Here is a 17,650-nt window from a genome sequence, read left to right on the forward strand (position 1 = left end):
CGGGACGGCGGCCTTTTCCATTCGAGGGCCCTACCATGTCCAACCGCTTGCATGCGACGCTCGGCGACGAGCTGTATGCCGCGTGGCACTCCCGCGCGCCGGTCGCGCCGCTGTCGGGGCGGCCGCGCCGGCTGTCCCTCGACGATGCGTACCGGATCCAGCAACGCTTCATCGAACGCCGCGTCGAATGCGGCGAATCGGTGGTCGGCAAGAAGATCGGCGTGACGAGCCAGGCCGTGCAGGACATGCTGAACGTGCGCCAGCCCGATTTCGGCATCCTGCTGTCCGGCATGCACTACGCGGCCGGCGAGGCGATCGCAACCGAGTCGCTGATCGCGCCGCGCGCCGAAGGCGAGATCGCGTTCATCCTCGCGCGCGACCTGCGCGGCCCCGGCATCGACCGCACCGACGTGATCGCCGCGACGGCCGCGGTTGCGCCCTGCTTCGAGATCGTCGATTCGCGCATTCGCGACTGGGCGATCCGCATCGAGGACACCGTCGCCGACAACGCGTCGTGCGGCGTGTACGTGCTCGGCGATGCGCGCGTCGATCCGCGCACGCTCGATCTCGCCGCGTGCGAGATGACCATCGAGAAGAACGGCGAGATCGTCGCGCAAGGCCGCGGCGATGCGGCGCTCGGCCATCCCGCCGACGCGGTCGCGTGGCTCGCGAACACGCTCGCTGAATACGACGTGCCGCTGCTCGCCGGCGAGATCGTGCTGTCCGGCTCGCTCGCGAAACTGATTCCGGTCACGGCCGGCGACGCGCTGTCGATGCACATCTCCGGCATCGGCGGTTGCGACGTCCGCTTTATCTAAAGGAAGAGGAAGAATCCTGATGAAGAAAATCAAATGCGCACTGATCGGGCCCGGCAACATCGGCACCGACCTGCTTTACAAGCTGCGCCGCTCGCCGGTGCTCGAACCGGTGTGGATGGTCGGCGTCGACCCTGCGTCCGACGGCCTCGCGCGGGCCCGCGAATTCGGGCTGAAGACCACCGACAAAGGTGTCGACGGGCTGCTGCCGCACGTCGCCGACGACGAGATCCGCATCGCGTTCGACGCGACGTCGGCCTACGTGCACCGCGACAACTCCGACAAGCTCACCGCGCTCGGCGTGAAGATGATCGACCTGACGCCAGCCGCGATCGGGCCGTACTGCGTGCCGCCGGTCAACCTCGACGCGCATCTCGGCAGCGCGCAGATGAACGTGAACATGGTGACCTGCGGCGGCCAGGCGACGATCCCGATGGTGTACGCGGTGTCGCGCGTGCAGCCGGTCGCGTACGGCGAGATCGTCGCGACGGTGTCGTCGCGCTCGGTCGGCCCCGGCACGCGCAAGAACATCGACGAATTCACGCGCACGACGTCCGGCGCGATCGAACAGGTCGGCGGCGCCCGCAAGGGCAAGGCGATCATCGTGATCAACCCGGCCGAGCCGCCGCTGATCATGCGCGACACGATCCACTGCCTCACCGACGGCCCGCCCGACGTCGACGCGATCACCGCGTCGGTGCATGCGATGGTCAAGGAAGTGCAGCGCTACGTGCCCGGCTACACGCTGAAGAACGGCCCGGTGTTCGACGGCAACCGCGTGTCGGTGTTCATGGAAGTCGAGGGGCTCGGCGATTACCTGCCGAAATACGCGGGCAATCTCGACATCATGACCGCCGCCGCGGCCGCCACGGCCGAGCGTTTCGCCGAACAGATGCTGGCCGCGACGGCCGCCACCGCTTGAGTCGAGGAGTCACACGATGTCACTTGCAGGCAAGAAGATCACCGTCCACGACATGTCGTTGCGCGACGGGATGCACCCGAAGCGTCACCAGATCACGCTCGACCAGATGCGCAACATCGCGCGCGGGCTCGATGCGGCCGGCGTGCCGCTGATCGAGGTCACGCACGGCGACGGGCTCGGCGGCGCTTCGGTTAACTACGGTTTTCCCGCGCATACCGACGAGGCGTACCTGAGCGCCGTGATTCCGGAGCTGAAGCAGGCGAAGGTGTCGGCGCTGCTGCTGCCCGGCATCGGCACCGTCGAGCACCTGCGCATGGCGCACGAGCTCGGCGTCGGCACGATCCGCGTCGCGACGCACTGCACCGAAGCCGACGTGTCGGAACAGCATATCGGCCTCGCGCGCACGCTCGGCCTCGATACCGTCGGATTCCTGATGATGGCGCACATGTCGTCGCCCGAGCAGCTCGTCGTGCAGGCGAAGCTGATGGAGTCGTACGGCGCGAACTGCATCTACATCACCGATTCGGCCGGCCACATGCTGCCCGACGACGTGACCACGCGGATCGGCCAGGTGCGCGCCGCGCTGAAGCCGGAGACGGAACTCGGCTTCCATGGCCACCACAACCTCGCGATGGGCGTCGCGAACTCGGTCGCGGCGGTCGCCGCCGGCGCGAACCGGATCGACGCGGCTGCCGCCGGCCTCGGTGCCGGTGCGGGCAATACGCCGATGGAAGTGTTCGTCGCGGTGTGCGACCGGATGGGAATCGAGACCGGCGTCGACGTGTTCGCGATTTCCGACGTCGCCGAGGATCTCGTCGTGCCGATCATGGACGCGCCGATCCGCCTCGACCGCGATGCGCTGACGCTCGGCTATGCGGGCGTCTACTCGTCGTTCCTGCTGTTCGCGAAGCGCGCGGAAGCGAAGTACGGGATTCCGGCGCGCGACATCCTCGTCGAACTCGGCCGGCAGCGGCTCGTCGGCGGGCAGGAGGACATGATCGAGGATGCGGCGCTGACGATGGCGCGGGCACGGGCGGTGGCGGCCTGAACGGCAGTCAGCGTACAGCACGCGCGGCAATCGACATGATGCGAGCCGTTCGTCGAAGATTTCCTGCGAGACGCGGCCGCTCGAGCATTGCGCACGCTTGATGCAGTGATTCGGAGCCGGTAGCCGAATCGGCCGCAACGCGATCGGCAGCCCCCGGCTTCCTGGTTGTCACCGCCCCTTGCTCAGAAGCACGACAACCAGGATCGCGACCAGCGCAGCGAGCCACTTCAAGCCGGTGAACACCTTGTCGAGCCTCTCCGTCAGCGCCACGACGGGATTCCCGTCGTCCGTGCGCAGCGGCATCCGCGCTGTCCGGCCATCTCCCGGCAGACTGACCTTCGGGAGATCGATGGCGAGATACACGACGTATCCGCTGGCGATCGGCGCCGCCTTCAATGCGTTGCCATCCTCGCCGGGCCTCAGGAACACGCGCAATCCCCCCGTCAGCACGGCACCGGGCGGGATCGACGTATAGACGTCCCGCAGGCACAGCCCGGCCTTGACGGCTGTGACCTGCCCCGCCTCGACGCCGTCGGCAAGTGCCTGCATGCTGCTCGCCGGCACGTCGCACCATGCCCACCACTGAGCCGGTTCCTGCATCTCGTCATCGGACTCGTTGTAGCCGAGCCGTGCCGTGCCAAGCGGATCGTCCGAATGGGTGATGCCCAGTTCGTCCTGCAATTCGCGAAGGCCGTGCCGTTCAGGCTGGCCGATCTCGCGAGCCGCGAAGGTGATGTGTATCGTGCGCGTGCTGTTCTGCACGTCACCCATGATCGACAGACAGCAGTCGTCCAGACTCGCCGTCCCCTGGACATAGGTCGAAAGCGTCGAATGCGTTGTCCCTCCGGCAGGCTCCAGTCGCCTGACGACCTGGATGTCCTGCAGGGTGAGCCACAGCGACTTCGCCGGGTAGTACGTCTGCACGTTGCCGTCGGCGCCAAGGTGCTCGATCGTATGGCCGGCGCATTTCCTGATTTCGATGCAATGCCGCGCGTCCTCCTGTAGCCGGTCCTCGCCTGCATTCCGGTGCTGACCATCGTAGCCGGCAAGTTGTCCGGCATCGGGGCGCGTCAGCGGTGTCCGGGGTGCAATCCTGACATTGTCGAGAACGTCGTCGTGGGTACGGACTTCCGTGACCGACGCTCCGGCACGGGCGATCGATGCGGCACGGGCTCGTGAACGTATCCCGTATCGCGTGTCGACGACGGGAAGCACATCACGGGCCTCCATGCCGAGCGTGATCCCGGGCGCCTGTTCCGCGAGCGGATCGGCGTACTGCGATCGGGACGCGGCCGAGACCTTCACGAGCGAAGGAAGCAGTCGGGTCAGCAGGTCGGCGTACGGGACCAGCAGCGGCAGGAACAGCCCGGCCAGCGACAGGTTGAACAGCGTATGGAAATCGGCCACCACCCGCCCATTGTCCGGTTCGATCCTGACCATGACGCAACCGATCGGCGTCAGTGCGACAAGCGCAATCACCACGCCGGCCGACAGAATGAGCAGCATGCCGACCGGCACGCATCGGGAGGCAGGATCGTGTGTCGCGGTCTCCTCCAGCACCGGGCGAATGGCCGCGCCCAGGTTGGCACCCAGCACCAGCGCGAAAGCCGTATCGGGGGGAATGACGTTTTGCGCGCACAGCGACATGATCAGGAGCACGATCGCGACGTTCGAATCGGCGGCCCAGGCCAGGCCGGCCGCCAGCAGGACGTCGATCAGCGGTATCGTGGATGCGTCGCTCAGCAGCATCCGAAGATTCGGCGCATCCTCGTAGTCCGTCATCAACTCCTGCAGATGATGCAGTGCGAGCAGCAACAGGCCCAGGCCAATGAGCGTGCGCCCCAGTTCATGAGCGCAAGTGTTCGATACCTTGCGGAACATCAGTACGCCAACGAGGATCAGGGCGGGCGACACGGCGCCGACTTCGAACGAAAGCACCTGCACGAGCAACGTCGTACCCACGTTCGCGCCGAGCACGACGGCCAGTGCCGGGACAAGGCCGACGCGCCCCTGCGCGGCGAGCTCGCTCGTCATGACCGCGGTCGTCGTACTGCTCTGCAGCACCGCTGTTACGCCCATGCCGCCGAAGAAGGCAGGGAGTCGCCCGAAAAGCGCCCGTTCCAGCAGCGACCGCAGGCCAGCGCCGAACGCGCGCTGCATGCCGGTCTGAAGCATCTGCGTCCCGAGCAGCACCAGCGCAATCGAGCCGGCGAGATCGACCAGCGTGAACGTGAATGTCATGACTCTGGGCCCCAGACGCCGACCGGTTGTTCTTGTACCGTTTCCCGTCGTGAAGTTCGATCACGCCCGTCGTCGGCCGGCGAGGAAAGGCGAACTCGAATACGTCTTGTCGCGACGGAGAAACGCACGACCGAACCGTAGATCATGCGACGAGCCTTCCCCCGAAGACGCCGTGCGCCACGTTACGGTCGCCCACGGCGGTTTCCATGAAATCACGCGCCCGCAGCCACATCCCCGCTGCAAGTGGCGTGCCACCAATGCGGGTCGGGTGCGCAAGGCGTGTTGAAACCGAAAAATACGGAAATGGGCCCGTTGGGCGAATGGATGTGTTGCAGCGTTGATACAGGCCTGCGTCTCTCATGCATCGGCCCATGTTGATTGCCGCCAACACGCGCGCCCGGCGACCACGTGGTGGCGTCACCATCACGAGCGGGCCGAGCACGCCGCTGTGCCGACACGTCGGCATGTTTCGATATTGAAACGCGCGGTGCGATACGTGGATGCGTACAACTGGATGGGAGCGGAGCGCGCGCTTTGGGCCGGCGCTCGTCGGAGATGGCTCGCCGATGTCGAATCCGCGAACCAGACCGGCGAACGGCGCGACCTGCGCCGTCCATCCGGTGTGCCCGGCCGCATGACCGGGCCGGACGGGTTTCGATCGGTACGGCGTTGCGCCGCCCGATCGCTACTGCTTAGCGACGCGGTTGCCCGGTGCGCGGCGGACGCGGCGAATTCGCGTCCTTGTGGCGGAAGTTGATGCGCCCCTTCGTCAGGTCGTACACCGACAGTTCCAGCGTCACACGGTCACCCGCGAGAATGCGGATGTGGTTCTTGCGCATGCGGCCCGACGCATACGCGCCGACCACGACGCCGTTTTCAAGCGTGACACGGTATTTGCTGTCCGGCAGCACTTCGTCGACGATTCCGTCCAGTTCCAGCAGTTCTTCTTTTGCCAAACCAATTCCTCCAGACAAGGTGAATGACCGCGGCCGCGGCGAACTGACCAGCGCAGTGCCCGGCAACGGGACGGCGGCCGGCAGGATGCCGGGTATCAATTCGTTCAGACGGGCGACGGGCCCGCCTTGCAATCGGAGCCCGGCGCGTTGCGGCGGTCGGGCGGTCAGTGGCGGCGATGCGATCAGCACCGCGCAAAGTCGGGACCGCGCCGCGTGCGGCATGGCGACGGTCTACTCGGGTTGCAGCATGGGCCGCTGGCGACACGGCGAACGCGTCGCGAGGGCGTTGGATCGCACGTCGTACGGACGTGCGATGGATGAGGGAAGCACACGACCGATGCATCGTGAATGCCGCGATGCATCGGTCGTGTGCGTCGGAACGCGCTGGACGCCGGCTCGGGCCGGCCTCCGCGCGAGATCCGTCCGGCAGCGGCCGCCGCTTGGCGACCGGTGCCGATACGGCTTACTGCGGCGTGATGTTCGACGCTTGCAGACCCTTCGGGCCGCGCTTCACTTCGTAGCTGACCTTCTGGCCTTCGGCCAGGGTCTTGAAACCCGTGCCGCGGATTTCAGAGAAATGGGCGAACAGATCGTCGCCGCCGTTGTCCGGGGAGATGAAACCAAAGCCCTTGGTTTCGTTGAACCACTTGACGGTACCGGTATCCACAAATACTTCCTTAATACGAATGAAATGAACATGCGCCCGTGACGGGCACAGAAAGAATCAAAGAGGGAGAGACCAACGACTGCCGCACGTCGTGCGGCCAATGATGAGCAATCGAGCTTCTTGAAGACTTCGGTCTCGGACACTACGCGGTGCAAGCCGATCCGTCAAGTCCTTTCGATGCGACGCGTGCGCGCGGCAGCACGCGCCGCCTTGTCCGGCGGGCGTTTGCGGCAATCGGGAGGCGCAGCGATACGCCCCCCATTTTTCCCGCCACTCGCCACGCCGCGCCGTGACTGCGCTATTGCGTTACTGCGGTTCGAACACGTGATGCAGCGCCGGCGGCGTCTCGCCGTCGCGGATCTTCATCTCGAACGACTTGCGCGCGACGCTCGACGGCCGCACGTCGGCCGCGTCCAGATAGAACTGCGAATACCAGTCGCGCATCTGGTACAGCGGCCCGTCGCCTTCGCACAGCAGCGGGTTGTCGATGCGCGTCTTGCTGTGCCAGATGTCGACGTCCTCGTAGAACGCGCGCTGCGCTTCCTTCACGTACGCGTTCGCGATCTCCAGGTTCTGCGCGTCGCTCAGGCCGGCCACCTTCTTCACGATCACGCCGTAGCGCAGCTCGAAGCTGTTCATGTCGATCGGCACGTGGCAGTTCAGCAGCACCGAATGGATCGGCTGCCCGCCGCTCTGCCCCGTCATCTGCGTGATGTGCACGGCCGGCCCGAAATACGTCGACAGCGCGGTCAGGCTGTCGCCGCCGAGCTTCTCGCTGCGGCCGACCATCAGCTGCGTCGCCTTGTGATCCTCGAACAGGTTCGCGAAATAGTCGATCGGCGCATGGTGCACGGTCGCGAAGTGCGCGACGTCCGAGATGTTGTCGACCAGCTCGCGGCAGTTCGCGTTGATCACCATCTTGTCGACGACCCAGTCCGACCATTCGTCGGAGAAGCACACGTCGAGCCTCGGAATCGCGACTTCCGGCGGCGGCGCATTGCCTTCCGGGTCGTTCCACACGAACAGCAGGTTGTTTTCCTCGCAGGTCGGCCACGCGCCGATGCGCGCCTTCGGCGGAATCCGCTTGCAATACGGAATCGACGCGCACTGCCCTGCGCCGTTCCATGCCCAGCCGTGGAACGGGCAGACGAGGTTGTCGCCTTCGACCGTGCCGAGGCTCAGGTCGGCGCCCATGTGCGGGCAGTACGCGTCGACGATGTTGATCCTGCCGGTCGAATCGGCGAACGCGGCGAGTTTGCGACCGAAGATGTTCAGCGTGTGCGGCTTGCCGTCCTTGTAGTCGCGGGCGAGGCCGAGGCAGTGCCAGCCGCGCGCATAGCGCTGCGCGAGCGGCTGGGCTTCGATCTTGTAAGGGCGTGCGGACATGTGGGTTGACTCCTCTTTGGGGGACGCGCGGCGGCCCGCCGCGCACCGGGGTAATGGGGGTTCGGGGGTTGCGTCGTTCAGCGCGCCGGATTGCCGGGTTCGAGCGCGCGCGTCGGTTCGCGCGCTGGTGCCGGCGCAGACGACGCAGACGACGCGGACGGCTGCGGCAGTTGCGCCACGCGGCGCTCGGCACGCTCGACGCCGAGCCACGCGGCCAGCGCGGGGAGCAGGAACACCGCGCCGAACAGGTTCACGAGGAACATGAACGCGAGCAGCACGCCCATGTCGACCTGGAACTTCAGCGCGGAGAACGCCCACGTGCCGACGCCGATGAACATCGTGACGGCCGTGAACAGCGCCGCGGTGCCGCGCTGGCGCATCGCGTCGGCGAATGCGTCGGGCAGCGTCGCGCCGTGGCGCAGGTCGTGCTGCAGGCGTTCGTACAGGTAGATCCCGTAGTCGACGCCTACGCCGACACCGAGCGTGATCACCGGCAGCGTCGCGACCTTCAGCCCGATGCCTAGTCGCGCCATCACCGCGTTGCACAGGATCGACACCAGCGTGAGCGGCACGATGATGCACAGCACCGCGCGCCACGAGCGGAACGTGACCGCGCACAGCAGCGCGATCGCACCGAAGATCGACAGCAGCATCGCGACCTCCGCGTCGCCGACCGCCTCGTTGGTCGCGGCCATCACGCCGACGTTGCCGCCCGCGAGCCGGAACGCGACGTTCGGCGTCGGGTTCTCGGCCGCGTAGCGCTTGATCTCGTCGACGATGTGCGCGATGGTCGTGCCTTCGTGGTTCTTCGTGTAGATCAGCACCTGGATCGCCTTGCAGTTCGCGGTGTTCATCCCGTTGTCGGGGTCGAACGCGTTGGAACCCTGCGTGAGCCCATCGCTGGAACGCGGCAACGCGGCCCAGCGCGGATTGCCTTCGTTGAACGCGGCGATGAACACCTTGCCCTGCGACGCGACGCTCGTCACCGACTGCACGCCCGCCACGCCGCGCATGTTCATCTCGAACTTCTCGATCGCGCTCATCACCGGGTAATGCAGGCAGGCGTCGTCGAAACCGGTCGTCTCGACGATCACCGACAGCACGTCGACGCCGATGTTGTACTGGTGCGTGATCGCCGCGTTGTCGACGTTGTAGCGCGAGTTCGCGCGCAGCTCCGGCGCGCCGGTGCCGATGTCGCCGATCTCGAGCCTGCGCGACTCGAGCGTGCCGTACGCGAGCAGCGCGAGCGCGACGGCGAACACGCCGAGCGCGGGCGCCGGGCGCGCGAACAGCGCGAAGCGCGACCACATCGGGCTTCCGCCGGCCGCCGCGGTGCGCTGCGCCCGCGCGAGCGTGCCGCGTTCGAGGCGCGTGTACGACAGCAGGATCGGCAGGAACACCTTGTTGGTGACGATCATCAGCAGCACGCCGAGGCACGCGGTGATGCCGAGCTCGCGCACGATGTCGATCCTGATCCGCATGATCACCATGAAGCCGAGCGCGTTGGTCAGCAGCGCGACCGTGCCCGGCACGAACAGCTTGCGGAACGCGTCGCGCGCGGCCTCCGCCGACGATGCGCCGCGCACCAGCGCCTGCTTCCACGCATTGGTCATCTGCACCGCGTGCGACACGCCGATCGAGAAGATCAGGAACGGCACGAGGATCGACATCGGATCGATGCCGAGCCCGAGCAGCGGCAGCGCGCCGAGCAGCCAGACGACCGGCAGCAGCGCGACGACGAGCGCGAGCACGGTCGTCTTCAGCGAGCGCGTATAGGCGAACAGCAGCGCGGCCGTCACGAGGAACGCGAGCGCGAAGAACGCCATCACGCCGGCGATCCCGGCCTCGACGTCGCCCACCAGCTTCGCGAAGCCGATGATGTTCACGTCGATGCCCTGCTTCGCGTAGCGCGCGCGGATTTCCTCGAGCTGGCGCGCGACCGCGCTGTAGTCGAGCCGCTTGCCGGTGGCCGGATCGGTCTCGCGCAACTCCGCGCGGATCAGCGCCGACTTCAGGTCGTTGCCGACCAGGCGGCCGATCTGCCCGGAGCGCGCGACGTTGCGGCGCACCTTCGCGAGGTCGTCCGGGTTCGCGCTCGAGAACTGGCCGGGCACGACCACGTCGCCGCGAAAACCGGCTTCCGTCACCTCGGTGTAGTGGACGTTCGGCGTAAACAGCGAGAACACGCGCGAGCGGTTCACGCCGGGGATGAAGAACACGTCGTCGGTCGCGTGGCGCAGCGCGTCCATGAACGTCTGGTTGTAGATGTCGCCGTCGCCCTTCCAGCGCAGGCTGACGAGGATCGTGTTCGCGCCGGGGAACGCGCCCGCGTAGCGCTCGAACACCTGCATGTACGGGTGCTGCATCGGGATCATCTTGTTGAAGCCCGGATCGAGCTTCAGGCGCGTCGCGGACAGGCCGAGCGCGACCGTCAGCGCGACGCACAGCAACATCAGCAGCCGGCGCTGCCGGATGATGGTATCGGCGCAGCGCTCGACGAACGCGGCGAGGCGCGACGCGGGAACGGCTTCGGTGGAGCGTGACAGGTCGTTCATGGATTTCTCGTGTCGGAACGGACGAAACAGGCGATGCGGACGATGCGGGCGGCGCGGCAACGCGACCGCCGCCGCGCATCAGGACGGCGACGCAGCGAGCGGCGCGACGCCGGCCTCGCCCCCGAGCAGCAGCGCGCCGCGGCCCATGTCGAGCACGGCCGCGAGGCTCTGCACGCCGCCGAGCTTGCGCACGTCGAAGGTCAGGCCGCCGTCGCGCGACCCGACGATCGCGCCGCCCTGCCCGACCAGCACGAGTTCGCCGTCGGCAAGCTGGGTCGCGCCGAAATACGACACCGGCACGTGGCTGTCGACGTGCGTCCAGGTCGCGCCGCGATCGGTGCTGCGCAGCACGTTGCCGCGCATGCCGTACGCGACCCAGTCGCCGTTCGCGAGCATCAGCGCGCCGAACAGCGAGCCTTGGTACGGCGACGGCACCTTGTCCCAGCTCGCGCCGTTGTCGGTCGAGCGCAGCAGCGTGCCGCTCTCGCCGGCGATCAGCAGGTCGCCGTGGCCGTCGCCGACGATCGCGTTCAGGTGGCGGTCGCCCGCCGGTGTCTTGAGCGGCTGCCACGTGAGCCCGGCATCGTCCGAGCGCAGCAGCTGGCCGAAACTGCCGGCCGCGAACAGCGGGCCGTTCGCGGTTCCCCACACGGACAGCAGCGGATCGGAATGTGCGTTGTCGCCATGAGCTTCGCGCCAGTGCACGCCCGCGTCGTCGCTGCGCAGGATCCGGCCGTCGTGACCGACCGCGATGCCGAGCGTCGGCGTGACGAAGCTCACCTGCGTGAGCGTCGATCCCTGGTCCGGCGTGACCGACGCCGGCCGCCAGCGGCCGCCCGCATCGTCGCTCAACAGGATCACGCCGCGCTCGCCGACCGCGACGATGCGCGTGCCGGCGCGGGCGAGCCCGTTGATCTGCAGGCGGTCCGCATGGATCGCGGTGACCGGGAACGCCGGCAGCGGGCGCGGCGAGAACGCGAACAGCGCGGCGCCGAGCACGAGCGCCGACATCGCGAGTCCTGGCAAAGTACGTTTCATCGGTTTGTCTCCTTCTCTGCGAGCGGCCCGGGCCCGCGCCGACGCGCTCGCCCTGCCGCTGCAAGTCTCCGGGCCGTCGGTCGTTGCCGCGGCCTCGAATGGTCCCGAATGGATGGCAGCCGAACCGGGCTGCCGGCTCGGCTGCCGTTGAGCCTTGCTCGAGCGTCGTTACGCGCCGACCTCGAACAGCGCGGCGGCACCCATCCCGCCGCCGATGCACATCGTCACGACCGCATGCCGCACGCCGCGGCGCGCGCCTTCGAGCAGCGCGTGCATCGTCATCCGCGTGCCCGACATCCCGAACGGGTGGCCGAGCGCGATCGCGCCGCCGTCGACGTTCAGCCGCTCGTCGGGGATGCCGAGGGTGTCGCGGCAATACAGCGCCTGGCACGCGAACGCCTCGTTCAGCTCCCACAGCCCGACGTCGCGCGCGGTCATCCCGAAACGTTCCAGCAGCTTCGGAATCGCGAACACCGGGCCGATGCCCATCTCGTCCGGCTCGCAGCCGGCCACGGCCAGCCCGCGGAACGTGCCGAGCGGCGTCAGTCCGCGACGCTCCGCCTCGGCCCGCGACATCACGACGACCGCCGCCGCGCCGTCCGACAGCTGCGACGCGTTGCCGGCCGTCACGAACTCGCCCTGCTCGACGACCTTGCCGCCGCTCCACGACGGCTTGAGCCCCGCGAGCCGTTCGGCCGTCGTGTCGGCGCGCACGCCCTCGTCGCGCGCCGCGTGGACGGCTTCGTGGCCGGTCGGGTTGCCTTCCTTGTCGAACAGCGCGCGCCGCACGTCGAGCGGCGCGATTTCCGCGTCGAAGCGGCCGGCCGCCTGCGCGTCGGCCGTGCGCTGGTGGCTCTGCAGCGCGAATTCGTCCTGCGCGGCACGCGAGATGCCGTAACGGCGCGACACGATCTCGGCCGTTTCCATCATCGCCATGTACGCGGCCGGCTGATGGTCGAGCACGGCCTGCGAACGCGCGCGGTAGCCGTTCTTGTGCTTGTTCTGCGTGAGCGAGATCGATTCGACGCCGCCCGCGACGACGATCCGCGCGTCGCCCGCGCCGATGCTGCGCGCGGCGCTCGCGATCGACATCAGGCCCGACGAGCACATGCGGTCGATCGACATCCCGGGCACCGACGCCGGCAAGCCGGCCGCCGCGGCCGACAGACGGCCGATGTTGTAGCCCTGCGTGCCCTGCTGCGCGGCGCAGCCGATCAGCACGTCGTCGACGTCGGCCGGCGCAACGCCCGCGCGTTCGAGCGCCGCGCGCACGACGTGGCCGCCCAGCGCGGGCGCCTCGGTGTCGTTGAACATGCCGCGAAACGCCTTGCCGATCGGCGTGCGTGCGACGGAAACGATGACTGCGTCTTCCATGAGCTGGCTCTCTGAATCGAAACTAGAAGTAGTAGCGGCTGATCGTGTCGGCGACGCAGCCGGGCCTGGCCTCGCCTTCGATCTCGACGGTCACGCGAACCCACGCCTGCACGCCGCCGTCGAGCGCCTCGACGCGCAGCAGCTCGCCGACGCCGCGCACGCGCGCGCCGACCTTCACCGGCGCCGGGAAGCGGATCTTGTCGCAGCCGTAGTTGACGCCGAGCTGCGCGCCGTCGATGCGCACGATCTGCGGCAGGAAATAATTGACGAGCGACAGCGTCAGGTAGCCGTGCGCGATGCACGCGCCGAACGGGCCGTCCTTCGCGCGCACCGGGTCGACGTGTACCCACTGGTGGTCGCCCGTCGCGTCGGCGAAGCCGTCGATGCGGATCTGGTCGATCGCGAGCCACGCGCTCGCGCCGAGCGTGTCGCCGACGGCCGCCGCGAGTTCGCCGGGATGCGCGAACACGCGGGGCGTCGCGCGCACGGAGTCGAGGGTCGCGCTCATCATGCGTGCTGGCTGCTGACCGACAGCACTTCGCCCGTCATGTACGACGCGTAATCGCTTGCAAGGAACACCATCACGTTCGCGACCTCCCAGACTTCGGCGGCGCGCCCGAAGGCTTCGCGCGACGCCAGTTGATTCAGCAGGTCGGCCGGGGCCGACTTCTTCAGAAAATCGTGCATCGCGATGCTCGGCGCGACCGCGTTGATGCGCACCCCGTAAGGCGACGCCTCGAGCGCCGCGCAGCGCGTGAGCGCCATCACGCCCGCCTTCGCCGCCGCGTAGTGCGCCTGTTCCGCCTGCGCACGCCAGCCGAGCACCGATGCGTTGTTGACGATCGCGCCGCGGCCGCGGGCCTGCATGTGCGGCAGCATCGCGCGCGTCATCCGGAACGTCCCGGTCAGGCTAATGTCGATCACCCGCGACCATTCGGCATCGTCCATTTCGACGATGCGTTTCGCTCCGCCGAGCCCGGCGTTGTTGATCAGTACGTCGACGCCGTCGAGCTTGTCCTGGGCTTCCGCGACGAGCGCCTGCACGTCGTCCTCGACCGCGACGTTGCACAGGCGGCCGTAGATCTGCTGCAGCCCCGTTTCGGCGCGCAGCGTCTCCATGGCCTGTTCGAGGCGTTTCTCGTGGATGTCGGAGATGAACAGCGCGCGACAGCCTTCCTCCGCGCAGCGGCGCGCCGCCGCGAAGCCGATGCCGGCGCCGGCGGCGGCCGTGATCAGCACCGATTTGCCGGCGAGCAGCTGGTGGCCCGGCACGTACGCCGGCGCTTTCTGAATCTGGGGTTCGGTCATGCGTTTCCTCGCGGTTCCCTGGGCATGCCGAGCCCGCGCTCGGCCATGATGTTCAGCTGGATTTCGTTGGTGCCGGCGTAGATCGTGTCCGCACGGGAGAACAGGAACACGCGCTGCAGATGGGTGAGCTTCTCGTCGGCCGGGTCGATCACGTTCGCGCGGGACCCAAGCGCATCCATCGCGAGCTGGCCGAGGTCGCGGTGCCAGTTCGACCAGAAATACTTGTAGATCAACGCCTCGCGGCGCAGCGGCGCGGTGGCGCCGTTCGCGTCGTCCGCGCCCGACAGCATCCGCAGCGCGTTGTAGCGCATCACGCGCAGGCCGGCCCACGCGCGGCCGATCCGCTGGCGCAGCACCGGGTCGCGATCGGCGCCCGATTCGCGCGCGGCGTCGATCACCCAGTCGAGTTCGCGGACGAACTGCATCTGCTGGCCGAGCGTCGACATGCCGCGCTCGAAGCCGAGCAGCGTCATCGCGACCCGCCAGCCGTCGCCCGGCGCGCCGACGAGATCGCGAGCTTCCGCGCGCGCACCGTCGAAGAACACTTCGTTGAATTCGGCGCCGCCGTTGAGCTGTTTGATCGGGCGAATCTCGATGCCCGGCTGGTCGAGCGGCATCAGCAGGAACGACAGCCCCTTGTTGCCCTTCGACGCCGGATCGGTGCGCGCGAGCACGAAGATCCAGTCGGAGTCGTGCGCGAGCGACGTCCACACCTTCTGGCCGTGCACGCGCCAGGTACCGTCGGCGTCCTGCTCGGCGCGCGTGCGCACGTTCGCGAGGTCCGAACCCGCGCCCGGCTCCGAGTAACCCTGGCACCAGAACTGCGTGCCGGCGAGAATTCCGGGCAGGAAGCGCGCGCGCTGGTCGTCGGTGCCGCACGCGACGAGCGTCGGGCCGAGCAGCCCTTCGCCGATGTGCCCCATCCGCCCGGGGCCGCCGGCGCGCGCGTATTCCTCGTGGAAGATCACCTGCTCGGCGACCGAAAAGCCGCGGCCGCCCGTGTCGGTCGGCCAGCCGAGGCCGGTCCAGCCGCCCTGCGCGAGTTCCCGTTCCCACGCCTTGCGCAGTTCGGGAAACGCTTCCTCGTCGCCGGGGCCGCCGCGGTACTTCAGGCACGCGAATTCGCCGGTCAGGTGCGACTGCACCCAGTCGGCGACTTCGTGCCGCAATTGCTGTTCGCGCGATTCGCTGTTCATTGGAGGGCTCCGGTGCGCGCGGCGGACGAACGCGTGGCGATCGAAGCCGACGGCGACGACGCGAGCACCGCGTCGTGCCGCGACGCGCCGCCGTCGATCGCCTGGCTGGCGATCCATTCGAGCAGTTGCGGCGTGCTGCCGAACTGCGCGCCCGACGCCTGCGCGCGCTTGAAATAGAGATGCGGGTCGTATTCCCACGTGAAGCCGACGCCGCCGTGCAGCTGGATCGCCTCCTGTGCGCAGAACGCATACGCATCGTTGGCGGCGGCTTTTGCGGCCGCGACGTCGGCGCGCAGCGCAGCGCCGGGCGTGCCGCTGCCGGCTTCCGCGTCCCACGCGTGGGCGGCGCCGAGCACGGCCGAGCGCGCGGATTCGATCAGCACCATCATCTGCGCGCAGCGGTGCTTGACCGCCTGGAACGATGCGATCGCGCGGCCGAACTGCACGCGCTGGCCGGTGTAGTCGAGCGTGAGATCGAGGCATTGCTGTGCGCCACCGAGTTGTTCGGCGGCCAGCGCGAGCGCTGCGAACCATGCGGTGCGTTCGAGCAACTTCGCGGCAGCGCCGCCGCTCGCGAACAACGCGTCGCGGCTCACGCGGGCCTCGTCGAGCACGACGCGCGCGATCGGCCGCGTCGCGTCGAGCGTGTCGAGCGGCGTGACGCTCAGGCCCGACACCGTCGCGACGTCGATCGCGAACACCCCGATCGCCTGCCCTTCGTTCGCGATCCGTGCCGGGATCATCAGCAGGTCGGCGCGCGCACCGTCGATCACCTGCTCGATCGTTCCGGACAGCGCGTAACCGCCCGCCGCTTCTTCCGCGACGACCGGCAGTTGACCCGCGCCGGCCGGAAGCTCGAGCGGCAATGCCAGCGTCGCGCTGCACGCGCCTTCGGCCAGCTTCGCGAGCCAGCCGGTCGCGCCCGGCGTATCGCAGCCGGCCAGCGCGGTGCCCGCCACGCACGCGGTCGAAAAATACGGCACGCACGCGACGCGCCGCCCAAGCTGCTCCATCAACAGCGTCTGTTCGACCGCGCCGAGCCCCATCCCGCCCGCCGCCTCCGGCAGCGCCAGCGCGTTCCAGCCGAGTTCGCCCGCGAGCGCGGCCCACAGCGCGTCGTCGCGGCCGGCCGCTTGCTCGATCGCGCGACGCACGTCGGCCGACGCGCTGCGCTCGGCGAGCACGTCGGCTGCCGCGTCGCGGATCATCGCCTGTTCGTCGGTGAGCGCCAGATCCATCGTCAGCTCCCGTACACGCGCTGCGCGGGCCGCGCATCGGCCAGCAGTCGCGCGACCGCCGGGCCGACCTCGGCCGGCGCCCAGCGCGCGCCGCGGTCGACGCTCGGGCCGGTGCGCCAGCCTTCGGCCACCGCGATCATCCCGCCCGCGACCTCGAACACCTGGCCCGTCACGTCGGCCGACAGCGCGCTGCCGAGCCACACGACGAGCGGCGCGACGTTGGCCGGATCGAAATAGTCGAAGCCGCCGTCCTCGGGCTTCTTCATCATGTCGGCGAACACGCCTTCGGTCATCGACGTGCGCGCGGCCGGCGCGAGCGCGTTCACGCGCACGCCGTAGCGCTGCAGTTCGACCGCCTGCATCAGCGTGAGCGCCGCGATGCCGGCCTTCGCCGCGCCGTAGTTCGACTGGCCGATCGAGCCTTGCAACCCGGCGCCGGAGCTCGTGTTGACGATGCGCGCGTCGACCGGATGGCCGGCCTTCGCGGCGTCGCGCCATACACGCGCCAGCACGCTCGACAGGCAGAAGTGGCCGCGCAGGTGTACGCGCATCACGTCGTCCCAGTCGGTTTCGGTCATGCTGGTGAACATCTTGTCGCGGCAGATGCCTGCGTTGTTGACCAGCACGTGCACGTCGCCGAATGCTTCACGTGCGGCGTCGACGATCCGCTGCGCGGTGTCGATCCTGGTGATGTCGTCCGAATTCGCGAGCGCGCGGCCGCCGCGTCGTGCGATCTCGTCGCACACGGCCTGCGCTGCCTCGTGCCGGATGTCGTTGACGACGACCGCCGCGCCCTCGGCCGCGAACGCGAGCGCGTATTCGCGCCCGAGCCCGCCGCCGGCGCCGGTGATGATGACGGTGCGTCCGTTACAGATTCCCATGCTGATGCCTCCTGGATCGAGAAAT

General features: G+C 68.4%; 15 protein-coding genes. 3 read left to right on the top strand and 12 right to left on the bottom strand.

Annotation, left to right across the window (positions count from 1 at the left end; translation table 11 throughout):
* The first annotated feature begins 35 nt into the window (after nt 1–35).
* The 3 genes from dmpE to dmpG are packed head-to-tail and all read left to right on the top strand — an operon-like array spanning nt 36 to nt 2,785.
* Entirely contained in the window at nt 36–818 is a 783-nt protein-coding gene (dmpE, locus tag DIE17_RS14570) for a 2-oxopent-4-enoate hydratase (RefSeq protein WP_124570869.1), read from the top strand.
* Between the two features lie 19 nt (nt 819–837).
* On the top strand, nt 838–1,737 hold the full coding sequence (locus DIE17_RS14575) for an acetaldehyde dehydrogenase (acetylating) (protein ID WP_044845651.1): 900 nt from the start codon (nt 838–840) through the stop codon (nt 1,735–1,737).
* A 16-nt stretch (nt 1,738–1,753) separates the two neighbouring features.
* The gene (gene dmpG, locus DIE17_RS14580) at nt 1,754–2,785 is read left to right on the top strand and encodes a 4-hydroxy-2-oxovalerate aldolase (protein ID WP_124666794.1); all 1,032 of its coding nucleotides are present in this window, start codon (nt 1,754–1,756) and stop codon (nt 2,783–2,785) included.
* Between the two features lie 168 nt (nt 2,786–2,953).
* On the opposite strand, the gene DIE17_RS14585 is transcribed toward dmpG, so the two are convergent.
* From DIE17_RS14585 to DIE17_RS14640, 12 genes are all read right to left on the bottom strand, one after another.
* Nucleotides 2,954–5,026, bottom strand: coding sequence for a Na/Pi cotransporter family protein (locus DIE17_RS14585; RefSeq protein ID WP_124666793.1), 2,073 nt, complete (start codon nt 5,024–5,026; stop codon nt 2,954–2,956).
* A gap of 692 nt (nt 5,027–5,718) precedes the next feature.
* Nucleotides 5,719–5,982: a translation initiation factor IF-1 gene (infA, locus tag DIE17_RS14590; RefSeq protein ID WP_011355053.1), complete on the bottom strand. Its 264-nt coding sequence runs from the start codon at nt 5,980–5,982 to the stop codon at nt 5,719–5,721.
* 463 nt (nt 5,983–6,445) lie between these two features.
* The gene (locus DIE17_RS14595; protein ID WP_006751843.1) at nt 6,446–6,649 is read right to left on the bottom strand and encodes a cold-shock protein; all 204 of its coding nucleotides are present in this window, start codon (nt 6,647–6,649) and stop codon (nt 6,446–6,448) included.
* Nucleotides 6,650–6,955: 306 nt separating this feature from the next.
* Complete coding sequence (locus DIE17_RS14600; RefSeq protein ID WP_124484691.1) at nt 6,956–8,035, bottom strand: Rieske 2Fe-2S domain-containing protein; 1,080 nt, start codon at nt 8,033–8,035, stop codon at nt 6,956–6,958.
* 77 nt (nt 8,036–8,112) lie between these two features.
* A complete protein-coding gene (locus tag DIE17_RS14605; RefSeq protein WP_124666792.1) occupies nt 8,113–10,590 on the bottom strand; it encodes an efflux RND transporter permease subunit in 2,478 nt (825 codons plus the stop codon).
* A 78-nt stretch (nt 10,591–10,668) separates the two neighbouring features.
* Nucleotides 10,669–11,628 carry a WD40/YVTN/BNR-like repeat-containing protein gene (locus DIE17_RS14610; RefSeq protein WP_124666791.1) on the bottom strand — a complete coding sequence of 320 codons (960 nt, stop codon included), beginning with the start codon at nt 11,626–11,628 and terminating at the stop codon, nt 10,669–10,671.
* 168 nt (nt 11,629–11,796) lie between these two features.
* Entirely contained in the window at nt 11,797–13,002 is a 1,206-nt protein-coding gene (locus tag DIE17_RS14615; RefSeq protein WP_124666790.1) for an acetyl-CoA C-acyltransferase, read from the bottom strand.
* Between the two features lie 22 nt (nt 13,003–13,024).
* Nucleotides 13,025–13,510, bottom strand: a complete 486-nt coding sequence (locus DIE17_RS14620; RefSeq protein ID WP_124666849.1) for a MaoC family dehydratase — start codon at nt 13,508–13,510, stop codon at nt 13,025–13,027.
* Nucleotides 13,510–14,310: an SDR family oxidoreductase gene (locus DIE17_RS14625; protein ID WP_124666789.1), complete on the bottom strand. Its 801-nt coding sequence runs from the start codon at nt 14,308–14,310 to the stop codon at nt 13,510–13,512. Before DIE17_RS14625 ends, DIE17_RS14620 begins: the two co-directional genes overlap by 1 nt.
* Nucleotides 14,307–15,506 carry an acyl-CoA dehydrogenase family protein gene (locus DIE17_RS14630; protein ID WP_124666788.1) on the bottom strand — a complete coding sequence of 400 codons (1,200 nt, stop codon included), beginning with the start codon at nt 15,504–15,506 and terminating at the stop codon, nt 14,307–14,309. Before DIE17_RS14630 ends, DIE17_RS14625 begins: the two co-directional genes overlap by 4 nt.
* Nucleotides 15,503–16,744, bottom strand: coding sequence for an acyl-CoA dehydrogenase family protein (locus tag DIE17_RS14635; protein ID WP_124570876.1), 1,242 nt, complete (start codon nt 16,742–16,744; stop codon nt 15,503–15,505). The genes DIE17_RS14630 and DIE17_RS14635 overlap by 4 nt, the downstream gene beginning before the upstream one ends.
* A 2-nt stretch (nt 16,745–16,746) precedes the next feature.
* Nucleotides 16,747–17,625 (bottom strand): SDR family oxidoreductase, encoded by an 879-nt coding sequence (locus tag DIE17_RS14640; RefSeq protein WP_044845667.1) that lies wholly within the window; start codon nt 17,623–17,625, stop codon nt 16,747–16,749.
* Nucleotides 17,626–17,650: the final 25 nt, after the last annotated feature.

It is taken from the genome of Burkholderia sp. Bp9099 (assembly GCF_003857805.1).
Classification (GTDB): Bacteria; Pseudomonadota; Gammaproteobacteria; order Burkholderiales; family Burkholderiaceae; genus Burkholderia.